The organism is Bacillus rhizoplanae, from assembly GCF_917563915.1.
In the GTDB taxonomy this organism is placed as follows: domain Bacteria; phylum Bacillota; class Bacilli; order Bacillales; family Bacillaceae_G; genus Bacillus_A; species Bacillus_A rhizoplanae.
In genome coordinates this window covers 69,741-85,685 of the sequence record NZ_CAKJTI010000008.1, presented here as the reverse complement: position 1 = coordinate 85,685, position 15,945 = coordinate 69,741, and the positions used below count along the sequence as shown (strand labels likewise).

Sequence of the window (15,945 nt, the reverse complement as noted above, 5' to 3'; positions counted from 1 at the left end):
CTTTACTCTGTTGCTGAAATGCTTTGAAGTTCATCTTGCATTTCGCGTAATTGTACTCTTTCGGCAGTAGAAGAATTGGTATAAGCGGACAGTAAAGCATTTTTCGCTTTATCAACAAGTGCTTGTTGTTCGCTATGGTTTGAACAAGATACAGCTTGTGCAACAGCATCTCGTGCTTGTTGGAACAGTAAGTTACCCATTAGAACCCTCCAAGAGAAGAGTTATTTCGTTCTTTTTCTGCTTCAGCTAGTGTACCACGGTATGGGAATCTTGCGTCATGCTGCATAACAGAATCTGCCCCTTGTTGTACGAAACGTTTTGACTTATTCTTTTTGCCCATTCGTAATTCCCCCTTTTAGCAGAAAAACATTGACACATTTACTGTGTCTCCTATAGTATGTGCGCTTGGTGTCATACTATAAGCAGGGAATTTTCGCCTTACAATCCAAGTACCTCCTCTAAATAAAGAGCAATTCCGTCTTCTTCGTTTGATAATGTCACGTGATTTGCTAATGATTTTAATTCTGGAATGGCGTTCCCCATTGCAATTCCGTGCCCGGCAAATTCAATCATTTCAAAATCGTTATCTTCATCACCAAATGCGATGATATGTTCTTTTGGGATATTGTAGTAACTTGAAATTCTTTGTAAGCCAATTGCTTTATTTAACCCGCTTTTTACAATTTCAATAATCGGCCAAGGAGCGCCCCATTTTCGGTGATCGATTACCTCTGCATGCATATCCGTTAAATGCTGGCGGATAGAATTTGATTTTGACTCGTGTGCATCGATTAATAAACAAGTTGGGTGTTCTTGTAAAATGTCGAGTAAATCACCTGTGAAAATTTTAGGTGAACCAAATTCGAAAATATGTTTTTTATCTGCATCAATTTGTTTTACATATACATCATCAATCACTTCCGCGTAAATATTTTCTACCCCAAAATCCATACATGCGCGAACGATTTCTTGCGCAGTAGCAAGTTCAAGCGGAGAGTGATGTGTTCCCCAATTTCTATCAAGTGGGTGATGGACGTATGCGCCGTTGAAATTGACGATTGGTGTGTTTAAGCTAAGTTCTTTATAATATGCATGACTCGCACGAAATGGACGACCGGTTGAAATAACAACGATATGACCTTGTTCTTTTGCTTTTGCGATAGTTTGTTTTGTACGCGCTGAAATCATTTTTTGATCTGTAAGTAAAGTACCATCTAAATCTAATGCAATTAAATGTTGTTTTTTCATGCGTCTCTCACCTTTTATAAAAAGTTTTGTGTATTATATTCATCTTAATTCCTACATTCTTGTGCTGTCCACTATTTGTCACTGGTAAACGGAAAAGTCAAGTTGTTTTCTGAAAGTTAGAATAATGTTTCTTTCATTTTGTACAATTTGTGAAAAGGGTTACAATGAACAGATTATCGTGTTTATAATGAGAGTGTAATCTTCTCGTAATAAGTTGTTTGACTCTCCTTTGATACTGGTCGTTATGGCCAGTTTTTTTTGTTTCTACATATACTGATTTATTTCCTGCTAAAAATATGTAATTTCATTATATGAGCATGGTTTCCTAAACATAACAGAAAAGGTTTTCTAAAATGGGACATACTAAAGATGTAATGATGGAATGGAAGGAGAATGGATATGGGACAAAGTCATCGATTCCGAGCAGGTCAAAAAGCACCAAACGACGGCATATATGTTGAAATTGGTGAGACAGGGAGCATGGTTAAGGATCCGAAAATGGTAAAGCTCTCTGCTGGAGATAAATTTCCAGGAGTTACAAACCAAAACAGACAATGGACATATAAAAGAAGACCATAATAAATCCCGCAGTTATCAGCTGCGGGATTTGTTATGGCAAAATGGATTTAAAAAATAAGATTGTCATAAGGTCATCTTCATTGAATACAATAGGTAATTTGTCGTATAATCAAATCAAAGGTCAAAAAAAGTCAAAGTTAAAGGAGCTGTGGCTGTAATGGACTTAAATCGAATGACGACAAAAACTCAAGAAGCGATTATGAGTGCACAATCAATTGCTACTAAGCATCATCATCAAGAAATTGATACTGTACATCTTTTAGTTGCGCTTCTTCAACAGCAAGATGGATTAGCAATCCGTATTTTTCAAAAGATGGATGTAAATATAGATCAGCTTATGCAAGAAGCAGAGCGCTTGTTAAAGCGAAAGCCTTCTGTTACAGGGGGCGGCGTTGAAGCAGGGAAAGTATATGTTACCAGTGCACTTCAGCAACTGCTTGTAAGAGCTGAAGAAGAAGCGAAGCATCTGCAAGATGATTATATTTCAGTAGAACATATTCTTCTTGCGTTTTGTGATGAAAAGAAAACGAATGATATACGTGAGTTGTTTACATCGCTTCGTATTACGAAAGAAGCGTTATTACAAGCATTAACAGAAGTTCGGGGGAATCAAAGAGTGACAAGTCAAAATCCAGAAGTAACATATGAAGCTTTGCAAAAATATGGCCGTGATTTAGTAGCTGAAGTACGGCAAGGAAAAATTGATCCGGTTATTGGACGTGATAGTGAAATTCGGCGCGTTATTCGCATTTTATCGCGTAAAACGAAAAATAATCCTGTATTAATTGGTGAACCTGGTGTTGGGAAAACAGCAATTGTTGAAGGATTGGCACAGCGTATTGTCCGTAAAGATGTACCGGAAGGATTAAAGGATAAAACTATTTTTGCGCTTGATATGAGTGCGCTTGTTGCGGGTGCAAAATTCCGCGGTGAATTTGAAGAGCGTTTGCAGGCAGTCTTAAATGAAATTAAAAAAAGTGAAGGAAAGATTTTATTATTTATCGACGAGCTTCATACCATTGTGGGAGCTGGGAAAACAGAGGGAGCAATGGATGCCGGGAATATGTTAAAACCAATGTTAGCGCGTGGGGAACTGCATTGCATCGGAGCGACGACACTTGATGAATATCGGAAATATATTGAGAAAGATCCGGCATTAGAACGTCGTTTCCAACAAGTATTAGCAGAAGAGCCAACGGTTGAAGATACGATTTCTATTTTGCGCGGTTTAAAAGAACGTTTTGAAATTTATCACAGTGTTAATATTCATGATCGTGCTCTTGTAGCCGCAGCGATGTTATCAGATCGTTATATTTCCGATCGCTTTTTGCCAGATAAAGCGATTGATTTAGTTGATGAAGCATGTGCAACAATTCGTACAGAAATTGATTCGTTGCCAACAGAATTGGATGAAATAACACGTCGTATTATGCAGTTAGAAATTGAGGAAGCTGCGCTTAGTAAAGAAAAGGATCGCGGGAGTCAGGAGCGTTTGCAAACATTGCAACGTGAGTTATCTGATTTACAAGAAAAAGCGAGCGGAATGCGAGCGCAATGGCAAAAGGAGAAAGAAGAAATTCATAAAGTGCGGGATTTACGCGAAAGCCTGGAGCGTTCGCGCCGTGAGTTAGAAGAAGCGGAAGGGAATTACGATTTAAATAAGGCAGCAGAGCTTCGTCACGGCAAAATTCCAGCTATAGAAAAAGAGCTAAAAGCAGCGGAAGAAGCAAATGCCAATAAGCAGGAAGATAACCGTCTTCTTCGTGAAGAAGTAAGCGAAGAAGAAATTGCAAATATTGTATCGCGTTGGACTGGTATTCCGGTTGTAAAACTCGTAGAAGGGGAACGTGAAAAGCTGCTTCGTTTAGAGCAAATTTTATCAGAGCGTGTTATCGGACAAGAAGAAGCGGTCGGTCTTGTGGCAGATGCGGTGTTGCGTGCCCGTGCTGGTATTAAAGATCCAAATCGTCCGATTGGTTCTTTCATTTTCTTAGGACCAACAGGTGTTGGGAAAACGGAACTTGCAAAAACATTGGCGCAGTCATTATTTGATAGCGAAGAACAAATCATTCGAATCGATATGTCTGAGTATATGGAAAAACATGCAGTATCACGTTTAATCGGAGCGCCTCCTGGATATGTCGGGTATGAAGAGGGCGGACAATTAACAGAAGCTGTGCGCCGTAAACCATATTCGGTTATTTTATTAGATGAAATTGAAAAAGCGCATCCGGAAGTGTTTAATATTTTACTGCAAATGTTAGATGATGGGCGTATTACAGACTCACAAGGACGTACAGTTGATTTTAAAAATACAGTAATTATTATGACGTCCAATATCGGATCGCAATATTTACTAGAAGGATTAGGGGAAGATGGTTCTATTCAAGATGAAGCAAGAAATCTTGTAATGAGCCAACTTCGAGGTCATTTCCGTCCGGAATTTTTAAATCGCGTGGACGAAATTATTTTATTTAAACCACTCACAACAAATGAGATAAAAGGTATTGTCGATAAAATTGTGAAAGAGCTGCAAAGCCGTTTAGCAGACCGTCATATTACGGTTGAATTAACAAATGCAGCAAAAGAGTTTGTTGTAGAATCGGGATTCGATCCAATGTACGGTGCACGTCCGTTAAAGCGCTACGTACAGCGTCAAATTGAAACGAAGTTAGCGCGTGAACTCATTGCAGGTACAATTACAGATCATAGTCATGTATTAATTGATGTATTAAATAACGAGTTAATTGTAGAAGTTGAATAAAAAAAGAGTCCGGATCATTCCCGGACTCTTTTTTATTAATGCTGCTGTGCAGGCTCGTTTGGGATTAATGCTCCCAGTGCGACTATAAGTACAGTAAGAATTACAGAAAAAATAGACGCTTGTTGGAAATCGTATGTAACGCCTGGCGTCATAGAGCTTAGTACGTAGCTCATCATTTGCACAAGCAGGAACGACCAGATAAAGGCCCAAATTACACGCATCTTTTCACACCTCTATTCGTTCAATTTGTCTTTATTGTAACATAACTCTAAAAAGAATATAAAAAAATATTTGCTGTTTTTGCAAAGCAAATTGTTATTACCATCATACATTATAAAAGAGTAAGTTTGATGTTGTCATATAAGGCGGGAGAGGTATGAGTATTACGGAACGTTTTTTCTTTTTAGAACAAGAGCCATGTGTGATTCACTTGCCGGAAAAGCCGAATGGATTCGGTATATTGCTACTAGGCGATTACAATTATTTTATTGAGAATGGTACAAGTTTATGGCTTCAGCATGCAGGTCGGGTACACTTGTTAAATGAATTGCGGAAGGAAGGTTATACGATTTTTTCTTCTAATTTATTTGGGAGACATTGGGGGAATGAACAGGCAGTTCGTTTGGCGAAGCGATTGTATCATGTTGTCATGAAGAAGGAGATTTTGAACGAAAAGATTCATATCATAGCAGAAGGGATGGGAGCGCTTGTTGCTCTGCAAATGATGAAACAATATCCAGAGTGTGTTCGATCTGTTCTCATGTTTAATCCATGTATTCATTTACCGGCACATGTTGAACTTGAAAAAGAGCACAAATTTTTTTATAAGCGGTTAATTCGTGAATTGATGCAAGCATATGATGCGACAGAATCAGAACTAGAACAGAAAATTGAAAAGAAAGCATTTCCGTATTTAGCATCATCTATTCCGGTAAAAATATTTGTCTCTATTCAAGAAAAAAAAGAACGAAAACAGTTACTTAGGGAATATGAAAAGAAACGTTTGCAAGAGAGTTGCCCGACTTTATTATCCTTTCATCTACAAGATATAAAATATAAAATAGCGCAAAATGCGTGTCAGTTTTTTAAGTGGTATGAAGATTTATAAAGCTCCTATACATAAGGAGCTTTTCATGCATTTGAGGAGGAAGAGAAAATGAAACGAGTAATTGTTGTTGGGGCGTTAACATTTATAGGCTATCATCTTGTGCAGAAGTTTCTTGAAGAAGAAGTTGAAGTATATGCATTTGATTTTGATAATATGAACAGTATGTCTAAGATGAATGAAGAAAAATTATGTTTAATTGGCCGTAATGCGTTATTTACGTATTTTTCGTTGCGGGGTGATGAAGGATGGGCAATGTTGGAGGAAGCGGATATTAATGCTGCGTATTTTTGCTTATGTGAGCCAAATCAGCAAAAGGATTTTCGAAACGAACGTACTATATTGCAATATGTAAAGCGATTTGAGAGTTTTTGCAGAAGAAAAGAAATAAAATTAATCGTTTTATCTTCTATAGAATCGAATCATGCTTGCAGCAATGATGAGAATAGTATGCATTTTTCAAAAATTGAGAGAGAAGTAAAAAAGGGTGATGCAGATTATTGCATACTACGTGTCCCGACAGTATATGGACCGTGGCAACCGTTGTTTATGACATACCAGCATTTAATTCTTTCGCAGATAAAGCAACAGACTATTTCTGTTCCCGTAGAAGAATGTGCATATGACCTATTGTATGTTGAAGATGTTGCTAGATGTTTATATGAATTTGGTCGAAAAGGGACGGGGATCAAAATATATTCTCTTTGCAGCGGGGAAGAAAATCAGTGGCAAAAGGGTATTGAACTATTACAGGAAACAGGTGAAATTCAAATACATCATAAAGAGTGCTCAAACGGTGAGGAAACAGAGAAGATTGTTATAAATCAGATGGCATTAGAAGACGGATTACAACGTCAAATTTCTCATATAAAACAATATAAGGAGTTATATGAGGACAGCAGCACATGGTAAACTAGAGAAGAAAGCTTTGATGTTGAAAGGATGAGAAAATATGAACGAAAAAAACATGCAGTTTTTACAAATCGCAATGAAACATTTGCCGGAAGCAAAGGCAATTTTAGATGATAACGGTATTGCATTGGATATGGCCAAAGCACAGCCTGTATTGGAATTATTAATGAAGGTTATGAGTGAAGCTTATGAACTTGGGAAAGAGGATGCAAGAGAGTAATATGTCTGCGAAATCCTTATAACTACTAGGTTAATGCTTTTTCTGTAAATGATGAAGCTTTAATAATGAGACCTTTCCATCGGTGAGGATTCACTGATGGAAAGTGTTGCTTTAAAATAAAGTTGAACAGTTTTGAAAAAAGTCGCACCGTTGATAAAAAAGATGAACCGAAATCTCCTATCTCAATAAAGAAGGGATTTCGGTTTTTTGTGGATTAAGAACCTGTTAAGTGATAATAGAGTTATTCCATTAAAGGGCCAGATTGTGGAGGAAACAGGAAGAATAAGAATACTGATAAAAAGATCATTATTTGTGAAGTGTTTCACTTAAACTAACGTGGCAAGGTTAGTTTAAGTTTTGTCACAATTTTTTTCTAGGTTTTTCTTAAAAATGAACGGTTCTTTTTTAATGTGAAATCGCTCTTTTAAAAAGCCCCTTAAATTTCTCCCTATCTTCTGATGTAAATGGTTTTGGCCCCTTTGTACGCTTTCCGCTTTTTCGAGCCATTGCACTCAAATAACGTGTTTGTAATAATTGGTCAATGTTTTCATTTGTATAGCTAGATCCATTATGGTGAAGTACTGCACACCCTTTTGCTAAACCTAGCGAAGCAAGACCATAATCTTGCGTAACGATTATATCTCCTTTTTCTGCTAACTTCATAATCCGATAATCCGCAGCATCTGCTCCAGAATCAACATAAATGGTTTCCACTCCTGATGGTTGTTCCGCATTAGAAAAATGAGAAAAACTAGTAACAAGGATAACAGGAATTTCAGCATTCGTACCTTCAGAGATAATGATATCTTTTACCGGACAAGCATCTGCATCAACATAAATTTTCATCTTAACCTCTCCCCGTAAATAAGTTTGAGTTGATGATAATGGCAAATTTAGCCTTTGTCAAACGATAAAGATGGTTTACCTAAAATCATTAAAAAACAGTTGTTCTATTAAAGGGCTTTTTAATATTGAAATTTCCTTAACGTTGTAAATCGGCATTTTCCTGACGATACTGTGGATTTAAAATAAAGTTGCGATGCTCTACCCCTTTGGATATGGTAATCTAAAGGGATGTTTTTATAGCGAAAAGGAAAAGAACATTTGATTTTGAGTGACAATAAGTTGTTTCGTTAAAGGGTCATATTGTTGAAGTTGAACTGGGAATAAAAATAAAAATACATAGTTAAGGAAGTGGATGGATGAATTTATTAACTGTTACTGAGGAATTTTTTAATTATGTAAGGGAGTTTTTACTTTTAAGATTTACACTATTTGCTTTGGTCCTCATGACTTTTTCCTTTGTCATAAACCGTATGATTGATTGGTTCTTTAGGAAGTCAAGCTTTTTTGATGAAGAAGTAGAACAGACGATTCAAAGTGTAATTCGATCAATTATTAGGTATGGAATTTTAATCAGTCTTGTTTTTTATCTAATTAGTCAATTTGTAGATATAAAAGGTATTCTTGCAGGTGCAGGGATTGCCGGAGTTGTCGTCGGTTTTGCTGCACAACAGATGCTAAAAGATGTTATATTAGGGTTCGCAAGATTAACGGACAAAGAGTTTCGTGTCGGCGATTTTGTTACTTTTAACGGAACAAGTTCAGGTACCATTGAGGAAATCGGTATTCGCTTTATGCAAATTCGTGAATGGTCGGGAAAACTTCTTACCATCCCACATGGAGAGATTAGAACGATACAAAATTTTAATAAAGGCTGGATGCGGGTTATTGAACGGATTACGGTAAGTTATCAGGAAGATCCTACAAGAATAAAGGAATTGTTAGAAAAAGTATGTGTTATCTGCAATGAAAAATTGGATCAAAGCCTATATAGGATAGAGGACGAGGCTGTTCAATCATTTCAATATATTGGTGTTACAGACTTAAATCCAAATCTTAAGTATGTTGGGTACGAATTTTGTATTGTAGGTTTGGTTAAACCTGAGGAGTATTTTGAAACTTCCAGGCAAGTAAGGTTTGAACTAATGTCTATATTCCATGAGAATCAAGTACAAATGCCAGCAGCGAATATGTTCGTTCATACTGAAAAATTACAGGAGATTCCTGGAGAGCGGCTTTCACCAAGCAGGTAAAGAAAACTAGCTGATGAACCTAGGTCAGTTCATGAGGTGTGATTGGAAATTATATTTAGAATTTGGGTTTGTAGACCGGCAGATTTCGATGAGCTTAAGGGGTTAAACAATTCCTCCTAAAAAAAGTAACTTCCGCACTCGGGCGCAATTCTGTAGCAAGAATTGTGCTCATTCTTTATGTATCGGGACATATTCTTGAATAACTAATTGTGGAAAAAATAGCAATTTGAGATGGTGCGTTAGTGGAATAAGGAACATTAAATTAATCAAACTTTTTTATAAAAATCTCATATATAGCTAAAAAGAGTAACTCCATTTTAATCAATCTTTTTTCAAAATAGAGCTTTTGTAGTTGATGTTAAATAAAGGTTTGTAACTTCATTTTTATCAAACTTTATTCCATCTTTTTCGATGGTTTCTCCTGGTGATTCTTCATGTCCGGCAAAAAGGGAGCCAATCATGACCATCGATGCACCGAAACGGATTGATTTGGCTATATCACCGTGTGTTCGTATTCCACCATCAGCAATATTGCTGCCTTTGCACACCAACGAAGTGCTGCCAACTGCCAGCCTCCAGTCCCGAATCCTGTTTTAATTTTTGTGATACATACTTTACCAGGACCAATCCCAACTTTTGTCGCATCAGCACTGGCATTCTCAAGTTCTCGCACAGCTTCAGGAGTACCAACATTACCAGAAATGACAAAGCTCTCGGGTAGGTATTTTTTAATATGCTGAATCATATTATGGAAAAAATTAAAGCATCAATCTGTTATTGGTGAAGTAATCATTTACTGGTTTATTCTTATGTTTATGCCTGTGTTTTTTATAAAAATGGTAATGCCTGTTTTTGGTCAGAGCTATGCTACAGCCATTGAACTTAATTTGTATATACAATTGGGATTCACCTTGTTTGGAGGATCCCTTATCAATCAGGTTTTCATTGAAGAGTATAAAAATAAAACGATCTCACTTTCTTTTGGATACCCAATTAGCCGAAAAAAGTTGTTTACAGCAAAAGTGCTGTTTATCTCACTTTTTGTTTTTCTTGCTACGATTGTTTCCTTTTTATTGGCAGGTTTGACAACCTTTTTGCTTGATCAGGTTTTTCCTATTATTAACGGACAGCCAACTCATTCGGATATTATCACTTATTTTAGCAGTATGATTACCCGTTCGCTTATTGTTACCCTGATTAGTTTCATTCCGCTTATTAAAAGCAAGAGATCAAAAAAAAGATTACCTAATCGACCGGTCAAAACAGAAATCAGTTCTTGACTAAGTAGCGGCCCTTTATTGATAAAATAAGTTATGCTTAATCGGACCCCGCTCAGTTGCCGGAGTCATTAGCAAATAGCGATCCAATCATGGGGTCTAGTAACCCGTTGTGTCCCAGATGGTCACTAGATCTCCTGACTTTCACTTCATTGCATGGATTATAGGTGTTTTTATCAAGCACTTAAATTGAACTTGAAATGGGTGTAGTGCATAGTACGCCAATAATATGAAGTAGCTTATTCATGAAAAGGACGCGTTTATTTAGGAACGCGTCTCTTTTCGTGTATTGGGCGCTTTAATGGAGTAAGGATCTCAGAAATAATCAAATTTTTTTATAAAATAATTATTCAATTGAATAGAAAAAAGCGTGTATTGATCATTCTTTTTTCAAAACACGCTTTTTCCTTTTTTATTAAGGTTTACAGAGTTAATTTAATCAAACTTTATTTCAGGGCTACAGAAAGGTCTCGCTTTTTTTATTCAGCCACTTTATTTTTTTGTTTCAACTTGCTTAATACTTCATATACAATCGGTACAATTAATAATGTTAATAGCGTAGAACTTGTTAATCCGCCGATTACTGTTACGCCAAGACCTTTGGAAATAAGGCCGCTTCCTTCAAAGCCTAATGCAAGTGGAAGTAAGGCACCAATCGTTGCGATAGCGGTCATTAAGATTGGGCGTAATCTTGTTGCACCAGCTTCTAGTAATGCTTCGCGTGTTGTAAACCCTTCGCGTTCTTTATGAATGACACGATCAATGAATACGATGGCGTTTGTGACGACGATCCCGATTAACATGAGGGCACCAATCATTGCAGAGATGCTTAATGTTTCACCGGAAATTAATAAGGCAACAACGGCACCGATTATTGTAAATGGAAGCGAGAATAAAATCGCTAATGGTGCAAGTGCTCCGCCGAATGTTATAACGAGAACGAAGTATACAATCGCAATTGCAGCTAACATCGCTAAGCCAAGTTGTGTAAAGGATTCTTGAATATCTTTAGATACGCCGCCCATCGAAACATCAATGCCAGATGGTAAGTCCATCTTATTTACTTCTTCTTGAATGTTTCTAGAAGCTTTTGCTACATCATCTGTTGTTGGTTTTGCAGTTACTTCCGCATATACGCGGCCATCACGTCTTGTTATTGTATTAGACGTTTCTCCTTCTTTTACAGTCATAACATCTTTTACAGCCACTTCTGTGCCAAGCGGTGTTTGTATTTTTCGATTTGTTAAATCATCGATGTTTTCGTAATTTTGTTTGTTAACTTCAACATACACGTTCATCTCTTTGTTATCTTCTTTTACTGTTGTTAAGACAGGGCGTTCGTGAGAGTCAGAAAGTCCCATGCCTACCTGTGCAGCAGTTAGCCCAAGCTTACTTAATTTCTCTTGATCTGCGACTAATGTGTATTCATCGTATGTTTTTGCAAGGCTGGAGTCGATATCTTTTAACGTTTTATCTTTTTTCATGATATTTTTAATGTCTTTTACGACAGGTTCAATCTCTTGTAAGGTGTCGCCGTATACATATAACTTAATTTCATTACTGCTTCCGCTAGATGAGAAGTCTTGGTTTTTCCATTCTCCTTTGTCTGTCATCTTTTGCAGGTCTTTAACAACGTTTTCTTTTTCCTTCTCAAAGTTCTTTGTATCGTTTTTATATTGAACAAAGAATAATGCTTGGTTTGAGTTACCTGGACTCATCGGGTTTTCTCCGCCAAGTGAGAATTGAATCGTTTTTACATCTTTCTTTTTCTTAAAGTAATCTTCTGCTTTTGTTGCAACGCTTTCGACATCTTGTAATGTTTGTCCAGGTGCTGGATTATAAGATGCAATTACTGTTTTCTCTTCTTCAGATGGTAAGAAACTTACGCCTACAATTGGGATAAGAGCAATGCTTCCTACTAATAATAAAACCGCGATGCTAGATGTAATAATTTTATGGTTTAATACCCATTCTAGAAGGCGTTTATATCCATTAGCAAGTTTACTTGGCTGCTCTTCGTGAGTATGCTGCTGTTTTTCTTTCGTACTTTCTTTTTTAAATAAAGAATGCGCCATCATCGGAACGATTGTAATAGCTACAAGAAGCGAAGCTAATAAGGCGAAAACAATTGTCAAAGCAAACGGTAAGAATAGTTCACCGATCATTCCTTTAACAAGACCAAGTGGTAAGAAGACCGCGATGGTTACGATTGTAGATGACATAATCGGAACGAACATTTCTTTCGTTGCCTCGCGAATTAAGTCTTTTCCTTTTAATTTTTCGTTGGATAAAGCCATGCGCCGGTAAATGTTTTCAATAACAACGATTGAGTCATCGACAACGCGGCCGATAGCGACGGTCATTGCCCCAAGCGTCATAACATTTAATGTAATATCCATTTCTTTTAACAGTAAAATTGCAATTAATAAAGAAAGTGGAATTGAAACAACGGAAATAAGCGTTGTTCGAATGTTACGTAAGAACAACATGATGATAATAACAGCGAAAATAGCACCAAAAATAGCTTTACTTAACATTGTGCTTACTGATTTTTCAATTGGTGCACCTTGGTCAAATGTTGAAATGATTTCGATGTCATCAAATTTCTTTTCGAAGTCATGTGCTTTATCTTTTACGGCATTTACAACGTCAACGGTATTTGCATCAGCAGCTTTGACAATTTGAAGGCTGATTGCATCTTTTCCGTTTGTACGCGAGATGGACTCTGCTTTCCCAACTTGTTTAATGTCGGCAATATCTTGCAATTCTACAGTTGGAATTGCTAATCCTTGTCCCATTGCAGCGGAATTCATATTAGGCTGCTGCGCCTGAGTTGGCCCCTGTGAACTTCCTTGGTTTGTAGAAGGAATCAGCGGGATTTTCATTTCTTTTAAAGCGCTTAATGTTGTAATGTTGCCATCTACAACAACTGATTTTTCTTTATCTTTAAATGTATACAGTCCTAGCGGCATAGAAACATTAGAGCCTTTAATCATGTTCTTAACTGTATCTTCGCTTAGCCCTAATTCTTTCATTTTCTCTTCGTTGAAGACAAGCTGTACTTCTTCAACTTGTTGACCTGAAATTTGAACAGATGCAACGCCGTCTAGTCCTTCTAAGCCTGGAACAATATCTTTTTCCACTCGTTTTGTCAGCTGTGCAAGAGACTCATTCTTACTTGTCACACTTAATGACATAACAGGAAAAGCGTTGATGCTAAGGCGAGAAACTTTCGGTTCTTTTACGCCTTCTGGTAAAGGTAAGTCAGCGAGTGCCTCTTTAACTTCTGTTTCTGCTTTTTCCATATTTTTATCAAAATCATATTCTACTTGAATAGAAGATGCGTTTTGAAAAGAAGAGGAACTTACAACGTTTACCCCATTTAAGTTTTGCAGTCGTTGTTCGATTGGTTTCGAAATCTTTTCTGCTACTTCAGCTGGAGTAGCACCAGGATAAACAGTTGTTACTGTTACAAGTGGTGTGGTAATATCCGGGATTGTTTCTAGCTTCATGCGAAGACCAGAATAGATTCCTGCAATCGTAATAATAATCGTTAATAACCAGACTGCGAACTTGTTATTTAACGAAAAGTTAATAATCTTCTTCATCTGTACACTCCTTTTTATTGCAACTGACTAATCGGTCATAACGAACAAAGTATAACTGACTGATTGGTCAACAGTCAACTGAAATGACTGTTGACCAATCAGTGGAGGTTTTTTTCATCCCCCACCTGGGGTCTTACTGCCCGCGAATAGCGGGATAAAATGTTGAGAAATACTTGCAATTTTTGACTGATGAGTCATAATGCGAATAAGAGTGTTTTTTTAGGAGAGAAAAAGATGAAGGAAAAAGAACGGTTAGTTATTGAAACAGCAATTAAATTATTTGCAATGAAGGGTGTTAGTGCGACGTCTATTCAAGAAATTGCAACAGAATGCGGCATTTCCAAAGGCGCATTTTATTTGTATTTTAAATCGAAAGACACTTTAGTATTGGCAACGTTGGAGTATTACTACGATCGGATTCAAAATAAAATGATGGATATTGAAAAAGAATCATTACCTCCGCGTGAGAAATTCGAAAAACAATTATATTGTCAGTTTTACGAATTACAACAAAAAAAAGAATTCATTATTATGTGTATGAGGGAAAATGCGATTCCTTTTAATGAAGAAGTAGAAACATTTATGACGAGAATGAAATTAGAATCACATGCTTTTCACCGAAATGGTTTACTTTCTATTTACGGGGAAGAGATTGCTCCTTATCTTATTGATGTAATTATTATGCTAGAAGGAATATCGCATAAATATTTGGAGTCGGTTATCTTTAATGTCGTAAATGTAGATATACCATATATAGTAAGATTTATATTAAAAAGAATGGATGATATCGTAGCGGGATTACAACGTTCAAATGACGAACCAGTGATCGGAGAACGAGAACTCAATTATTTTTTGTGCGATGCGAATGTAATCAAGGGGCATAAGGAAGAATTATTTGTAAATGAAATTATTACGTTAAAACGTACGTTAGTAGACCAATTCGGAAATGATGAATTACTAGTTACACTAGATGTGCTAGAGTCAGAAATTAAAATGAAGCATCCGCGAGTTCCAGTTATTCAAGGCATGTTGTCCAACTTAAAGTCGTATCCAGAATTGCGTGATTTCCGGGAAAGGCTTGCAGCGTATTATAAAATAACAAATTAATATTATATAGACAAAAGGGAGTTTATCATTTAAAATTAGTACCAAGTCATAAGAATTGATATAAAATGGAGGGTTGTAATGTGAATGTAGGCATTTTAGGGATCGGGAGATATGTGCCGGAAAAAGTTGTAACAAATCACGACTTAGAGAAAATGATGGATACATCTGATGAGTGGATTCGTACAAGAACAGGAATTGAAGAAAGACGAATTGCTGATGATACAATAGATACTTCATATATGGCTGTGGAAGCTGCAAAAAAAGCACTTGAAGATGCAGGGATTAGCGGGGAAGAAATTGATCTTATTTTAGTTGCAACAGTAACACCAGATCGTTCGTTTCCGGCGGTTGCTTGCGTAGTTCAAGAACAAATTGGAGCAAAGCATGCAGCAGCTATGGATTTAGGTGCAGCTTGTGCTGGTTTTATGTACGGAATGGTTACAGCACAACAATTTATTCAAACTGGAACTTATAAAAATATATTAGTAATTGGTAGCGATAAATTATCTAAAATTGTAGATTGGAATGACCGAAATACGGCGGTTTTATTTGGCGACGGAGCAGGTGCTGTCGTTATGGGTGCTGTTCCAGAAGGAAAAGGTATTCTTTCGTTTGAATTAGGAGCGGATGGAAGCGGTGGTAAGCACCTTTATCAAGATGAATATGTTATGATGAATGGCAGAGAAGTCTTTAAATTTGCTGTTCGTCAACTTGGTGATTCTTGTCTTCGTGTTTTAGAAAAGGCAGACCTTACGAAAGAAGATGTGAACTTTTTAGTGCCTCACCAAGCAAATATTCGTATTATGGAATCAGCGAGAGAGCGATTAAATTTACCTCAGGAGAAGATGAGTACGACAATTTCTAAATTTGGAAATACGTCAGCTTCTTCGATTCCAATTGCTATGGTAGAAGAATTACAAAATGGACGCATTCAAGATGGTGATCTTATCATATTAGTTGGCTTTGGCGGCGGATTAACCTGGGGAGCGGTTGCTCTTCGTTGGGGTAAATAAGGACTGAGAGAAAAGG

General features: G+C 36.9%; 15 protein-coding genes and 1 pseudogene. 9 read left to right on the top strand and 7 right to left on the bottom strand.

Annotated features, from left to right (window positions below; all coding sequences use genetic code 11):
• Window positions 1-2: 2 nt before the first annotated feature.
• The 3 genes from LRP84_RS10335 to LRP84_RS10325 all read right to left on the bottom strand — a co-directional run bounded on the left by LRP84_RS10335 (window position 3) and on the right by LRP84_RS10325 (window position 1,248).
• Window positions 3-200, bottom strand: a complete 198-nt coding sequence (locus LRP84_RS10335) for a DUF3813 domain-containing protein (RefSeq protein ID WP_230575000.1) — start codon at window positions 198-200, stop codon at window positions 3-5.
• Window positions 200-340, bottom strand: a complete 141-nt coding sequence (locus LRP84_RS10330; protein ID WP_020059838.1) for a hypothetical protein — start codon at window positions 338-340, stop codon at window positions 200-202. Before LRP84_RS10330 ends, LRP84_RS10335 begins: the two co-directional genes overlap by 1 nt.
• Before the next feature lie 98 nt (window positions 341-438).
• The gene (locus LRP84_RS10325; RefSeq protein ID WP_230574999.1) at window positions 439-1,248 is read right to left on the bottom strand and encodes a Cof-type HAD-IIB family hydrolase; all 810 of its coding nucleotides are present in this window, start codon (window positions 1,246-1,248) and stop codon (window positions 439-441) included.
• A 399-nt stretch (window positions 1,249-1,647) separates the two neighbouring features.
• On the opposite strand from LRP84_RS10325, the gene LRP84_RS10320 reads away from it, so the two are divergent.
• Entirely contained in the window at window positions 1,648-1,827 is a 180-nt protein-coding gene (locus LRP84_RS10320) for a YjzC family protein (RefSeq protein WP_035437288.1), read from the top strand.
• Window positions 1,828-1,984: 157 nt separating this feature from the next.
• Entirely contained in the window at window positions 1,985-4,591 is a 2,607-nt protein-coding gene (gene clpB / locus LRP84_RS10315; RefSeq protein WP_230574998.1) for an ATP-dependent chaperone ClpB, read from the top strand.
• Between the two features lie 35 nt (window positions 4,592-4,626).
• Here the strand turns inward: clpB and LRP84_RS10310 are convergent, their stop codons facing one another.
• On the bottom strand, window positions 4,627-4,812 hold the full coding sequence (locus tag LRP84_RS10310; RefSeq protein ID WP_098306157.1) for a YjzD family protein: 186 nt from the start codon (window positions 4,810-4,812) through the stop codon (window positions 4,627-4,629).
• A 155-nt stretch (window positions 4,813-4,967) separates the two neighbouring features.
• Here LRP84_RS10310 and LRP84_RS10305 point away from each other — a divergent pair, with 155 nt between their 5' ends.
• Genes LRP84_RS10305 through LRP84_RS10295 form a run of 3 tightly spaced genes read left to right on the top strand, consistent with a single transcriptional unit; the run spans window position 4,968 to window position 6,828 of the window.
• Window positions 4,968-5,699 (top strand): alpha/beta fold hydrolase, encoded by a 732-nt coding sequence (locus LRP84_RS10305; RefSeq protein ID WP_230574997.1) that lies wholly within the window; start codon window positions 4,968-4,970, stop codon window positions 5,697-5,699.
• A 48-nt stretch (window positions 5,700-5,747) separates the two neighbouring features.
• Window positions 5,748-6,608 carry an NAD-dependent epimerase/dehydratase family protein gene (locus LRP84_RS10300; protein ID WP_230574996.1) on the top strand — a complete coding sequence of 287 codons (861 nt, stop codon included), beginning with the start codon at window positions 5,748-5,750 and terminating at the stop codon, window positions 6,606-6,608.
• A gap of 40 nt (window positions 6,609-6,648) precedes the next feature.
• The gene (locus LRP84_RS10295) at window positions 6,649-6,828 is read left to right on the top strand and encodes a ComZ family protein (protein ID WP_230574995.1); all 180 of its coding nucleotides are present in this window, start codon (window positions 6,649-6,651) and stop codon (window positions 6,826-6,828) included.
• A 405-nt stretch (window positions 6,829-7,233) separates the two neighbouring features.
• On the opposite strand, the gene LRP84_RS10290 is transcribed toward LRP84_RS10295, so the two are convergent.
• A complete protein-coding gene (locus LRP84_RS10290; protein WP_090911524.1) occupies window positions 7,234-7,674 on the bottom strand; it encodes a YaiI/YqxD family protein in 441 nt (146 codons plus the stop codon).
• 356 nt (window positions 7,675-8,030) lie between these two features.
• Between LRP84_RS10290 and LRP84_RS10285 the strand changes: the two genes are divergently transcribed.
• On the top strand, window positions 8,031-8,924 hold the full coding sequence (locus tag LRP84_RS10285) for a mechanosensitive ion channel family protein (protein ID WP_230574994.1): 894 nt from the start codon (window positions 8,031-8,033) through the stop codon (window positions 8,922-8,924).
• 398 nt (window positions 8,925-9,322) lie between these two features.
• Here the strand turns inward: LRP84_RS10285 and LRP84_RS10280 are convergent.
• Window positions 9,323-9,669, bottom strand: a pseudogene (locus LRP84_RS10280) (IMP dehydrogenase); the annotation flags it as partial.
• Here LRP84_RS10280 and LRP84_RS10275 point away from each other — a divergent pair.
• Entirely contained in the window at window positions 9,665-10,204 is a 540-nt protein-coding gene (locus LRP84_RS10275; protein WP_367890488.1) for an ABC transporter permease, read from the top strand. The pseudogene LRP84_RS10280 and the gene LRP84_RS10275 sit on opposite strands and share 5 nt — an antisense overlap.
• A 476-nt stretch (window positions 10,205-10,680) precedes the next feature.
• Here the strand turns inward: LRP84_RS10275 and LRP84_RS10270 are convergent, their stop codons facing one another.
• Window positions 10,681-13,809, bottom strand: coding sequence for an efflux RND transporter permease subunit (locus tag LRP84_RS10270; protein WP_230574992.1), 3,129 nt, complete (start codon window positions 13,807-13,809; stop codon window positions 10,681-10,683).
• Window positions 13,810-14,043: 234 nt separating this feature from the next.
• Between LRP84_RS10270 and LRP84_RS10265 the strand changes: the two genes are divergently transcribed.
• Together LRP84_RS10265 and LRP84_RS10260 are read left to right on the top strand one after the other, a co-directional pair.
• On the top strand, window positions 14,044-14,916 hold the full coding sequence (locus LRP84_RS10265; protein ID WP_230574991.1) for a TetR/AcrR family transcriptional regulator: 873 nt from the start codon (window positions 14,044-14,046) through the stop codon (window positions 14,914-14,916).
• Between the two features lie 80 nt (window positions 14,917-14,996).
• Window positions 14,997-15,929, top strand: coding sequence for a beta-ketoacyl-ACP synthase III (locus LRP84_RS10260; protein WP_230574990.1), 933 nt, complete (start codon window positions 14,997-14,999; stop codon window positions 15,927-15,929).
• Window positions 15,930-15,945: the final 16 nt, after the last annotated feature.

What these genes read in the sequence shown, in the direction of transcription:
- LRP84_RS10320 (WP_035437288.1), top strand. Translation starts at nt 1,648, where the DNA reads ATGGGACAAAGTCATCGATTCCGAGCAGGTCAAAAAGCACCAAACGAC.
- LRP84_RS10330 (WP_020059838.1), bottom strand. Translation starts at nt 340, where the DNA reads ATGGGCAAAAAGAATAAGTCAAAACGTTTCGTACAACAAGGGGCAGAT.
- LRP84_RS10310 (WP_098306157.1), bottom strand. Translation starts at nt 4,812, where the DNA reads ATGCGTGTAATTTGGGCCTTTATCTGGTCGTTCCTGCTTGTGCAAATG.
- LRP84_RS10270 (WP_230574992.1), bottom strand. Translation starts at nt 13,809, where the DNA reads ATGAAGAAGATTATTAACTTTTCGTTAAATAACAAGTTCGCAGTCTGG.
- clpB (WP_230574998.1), top strand. Translation starts at nt 1,985, where the DNA reads ATGGACTTAAATCGAATGACGACAAAAACTCAAGAAGCGATTATGAGT.
- LRP84_RS10295 (WP_230574995.1), top strand. Translation starts at nt 6,649, where the DNA reads ATGAACGAAAAAAACATGCAGTTTTTACAAATCGCAATGAAACATTTG.
- LRP84_RS10325 (WP_230574999.1), bottom strand. Translation starts at nt 1,248, where the DNA reads ATGAAAAAACAACATTTAATTGCATTAGATTTAGATGGTACTTTACTT.
- LRP84_RS10285 (WP_230574994.1), top strand. Translation starts at nt 8,031, where the DNA reads ATGAATTTATTAACTGTTACTGAGGAATTTTTTAATTATGTAAGGGAG.
- LRP84_RS10305 (WP_230574997.1), top strand. Translation starts at nt 4,968, where the DNA reads ATGAGTATTACGGAACGTTTTTTCTTTTTAGAACAAGAGCCATGTGTG.
- LRP84_RS10300 (WP_230574996.1), top strand. Translation starts at nt 5,748, where the DNA reads ATGAAACGAGTAATTGTTGTTGGGGCGTTAACATTTATAGGCTATCAT.
- LRP84_RS10335 (WP_230575000.1), bottom strand. Translation starts at nt 200, where the DNA reads ATGGGTAACTTACTGTTCCAACAAGCACGAGATGCTGTTGCACAAGCT.
- LRP84_RS10290 (WP_090911524.1), bottom strand. Translation starts at nt 7,674, where the DNA reads ATGAAAATTTATGTTGATGCAGATGCTTGTCCGGTAAAAGATATCATT.
- LRP84_RS10265 (WP_230574991.1), top strand. Translation starts at nt 14,044, where the DNA reads ATGAAGGAAAAAGAACGGTTAGTTATTGAAACAGCAATTAAATTATTT.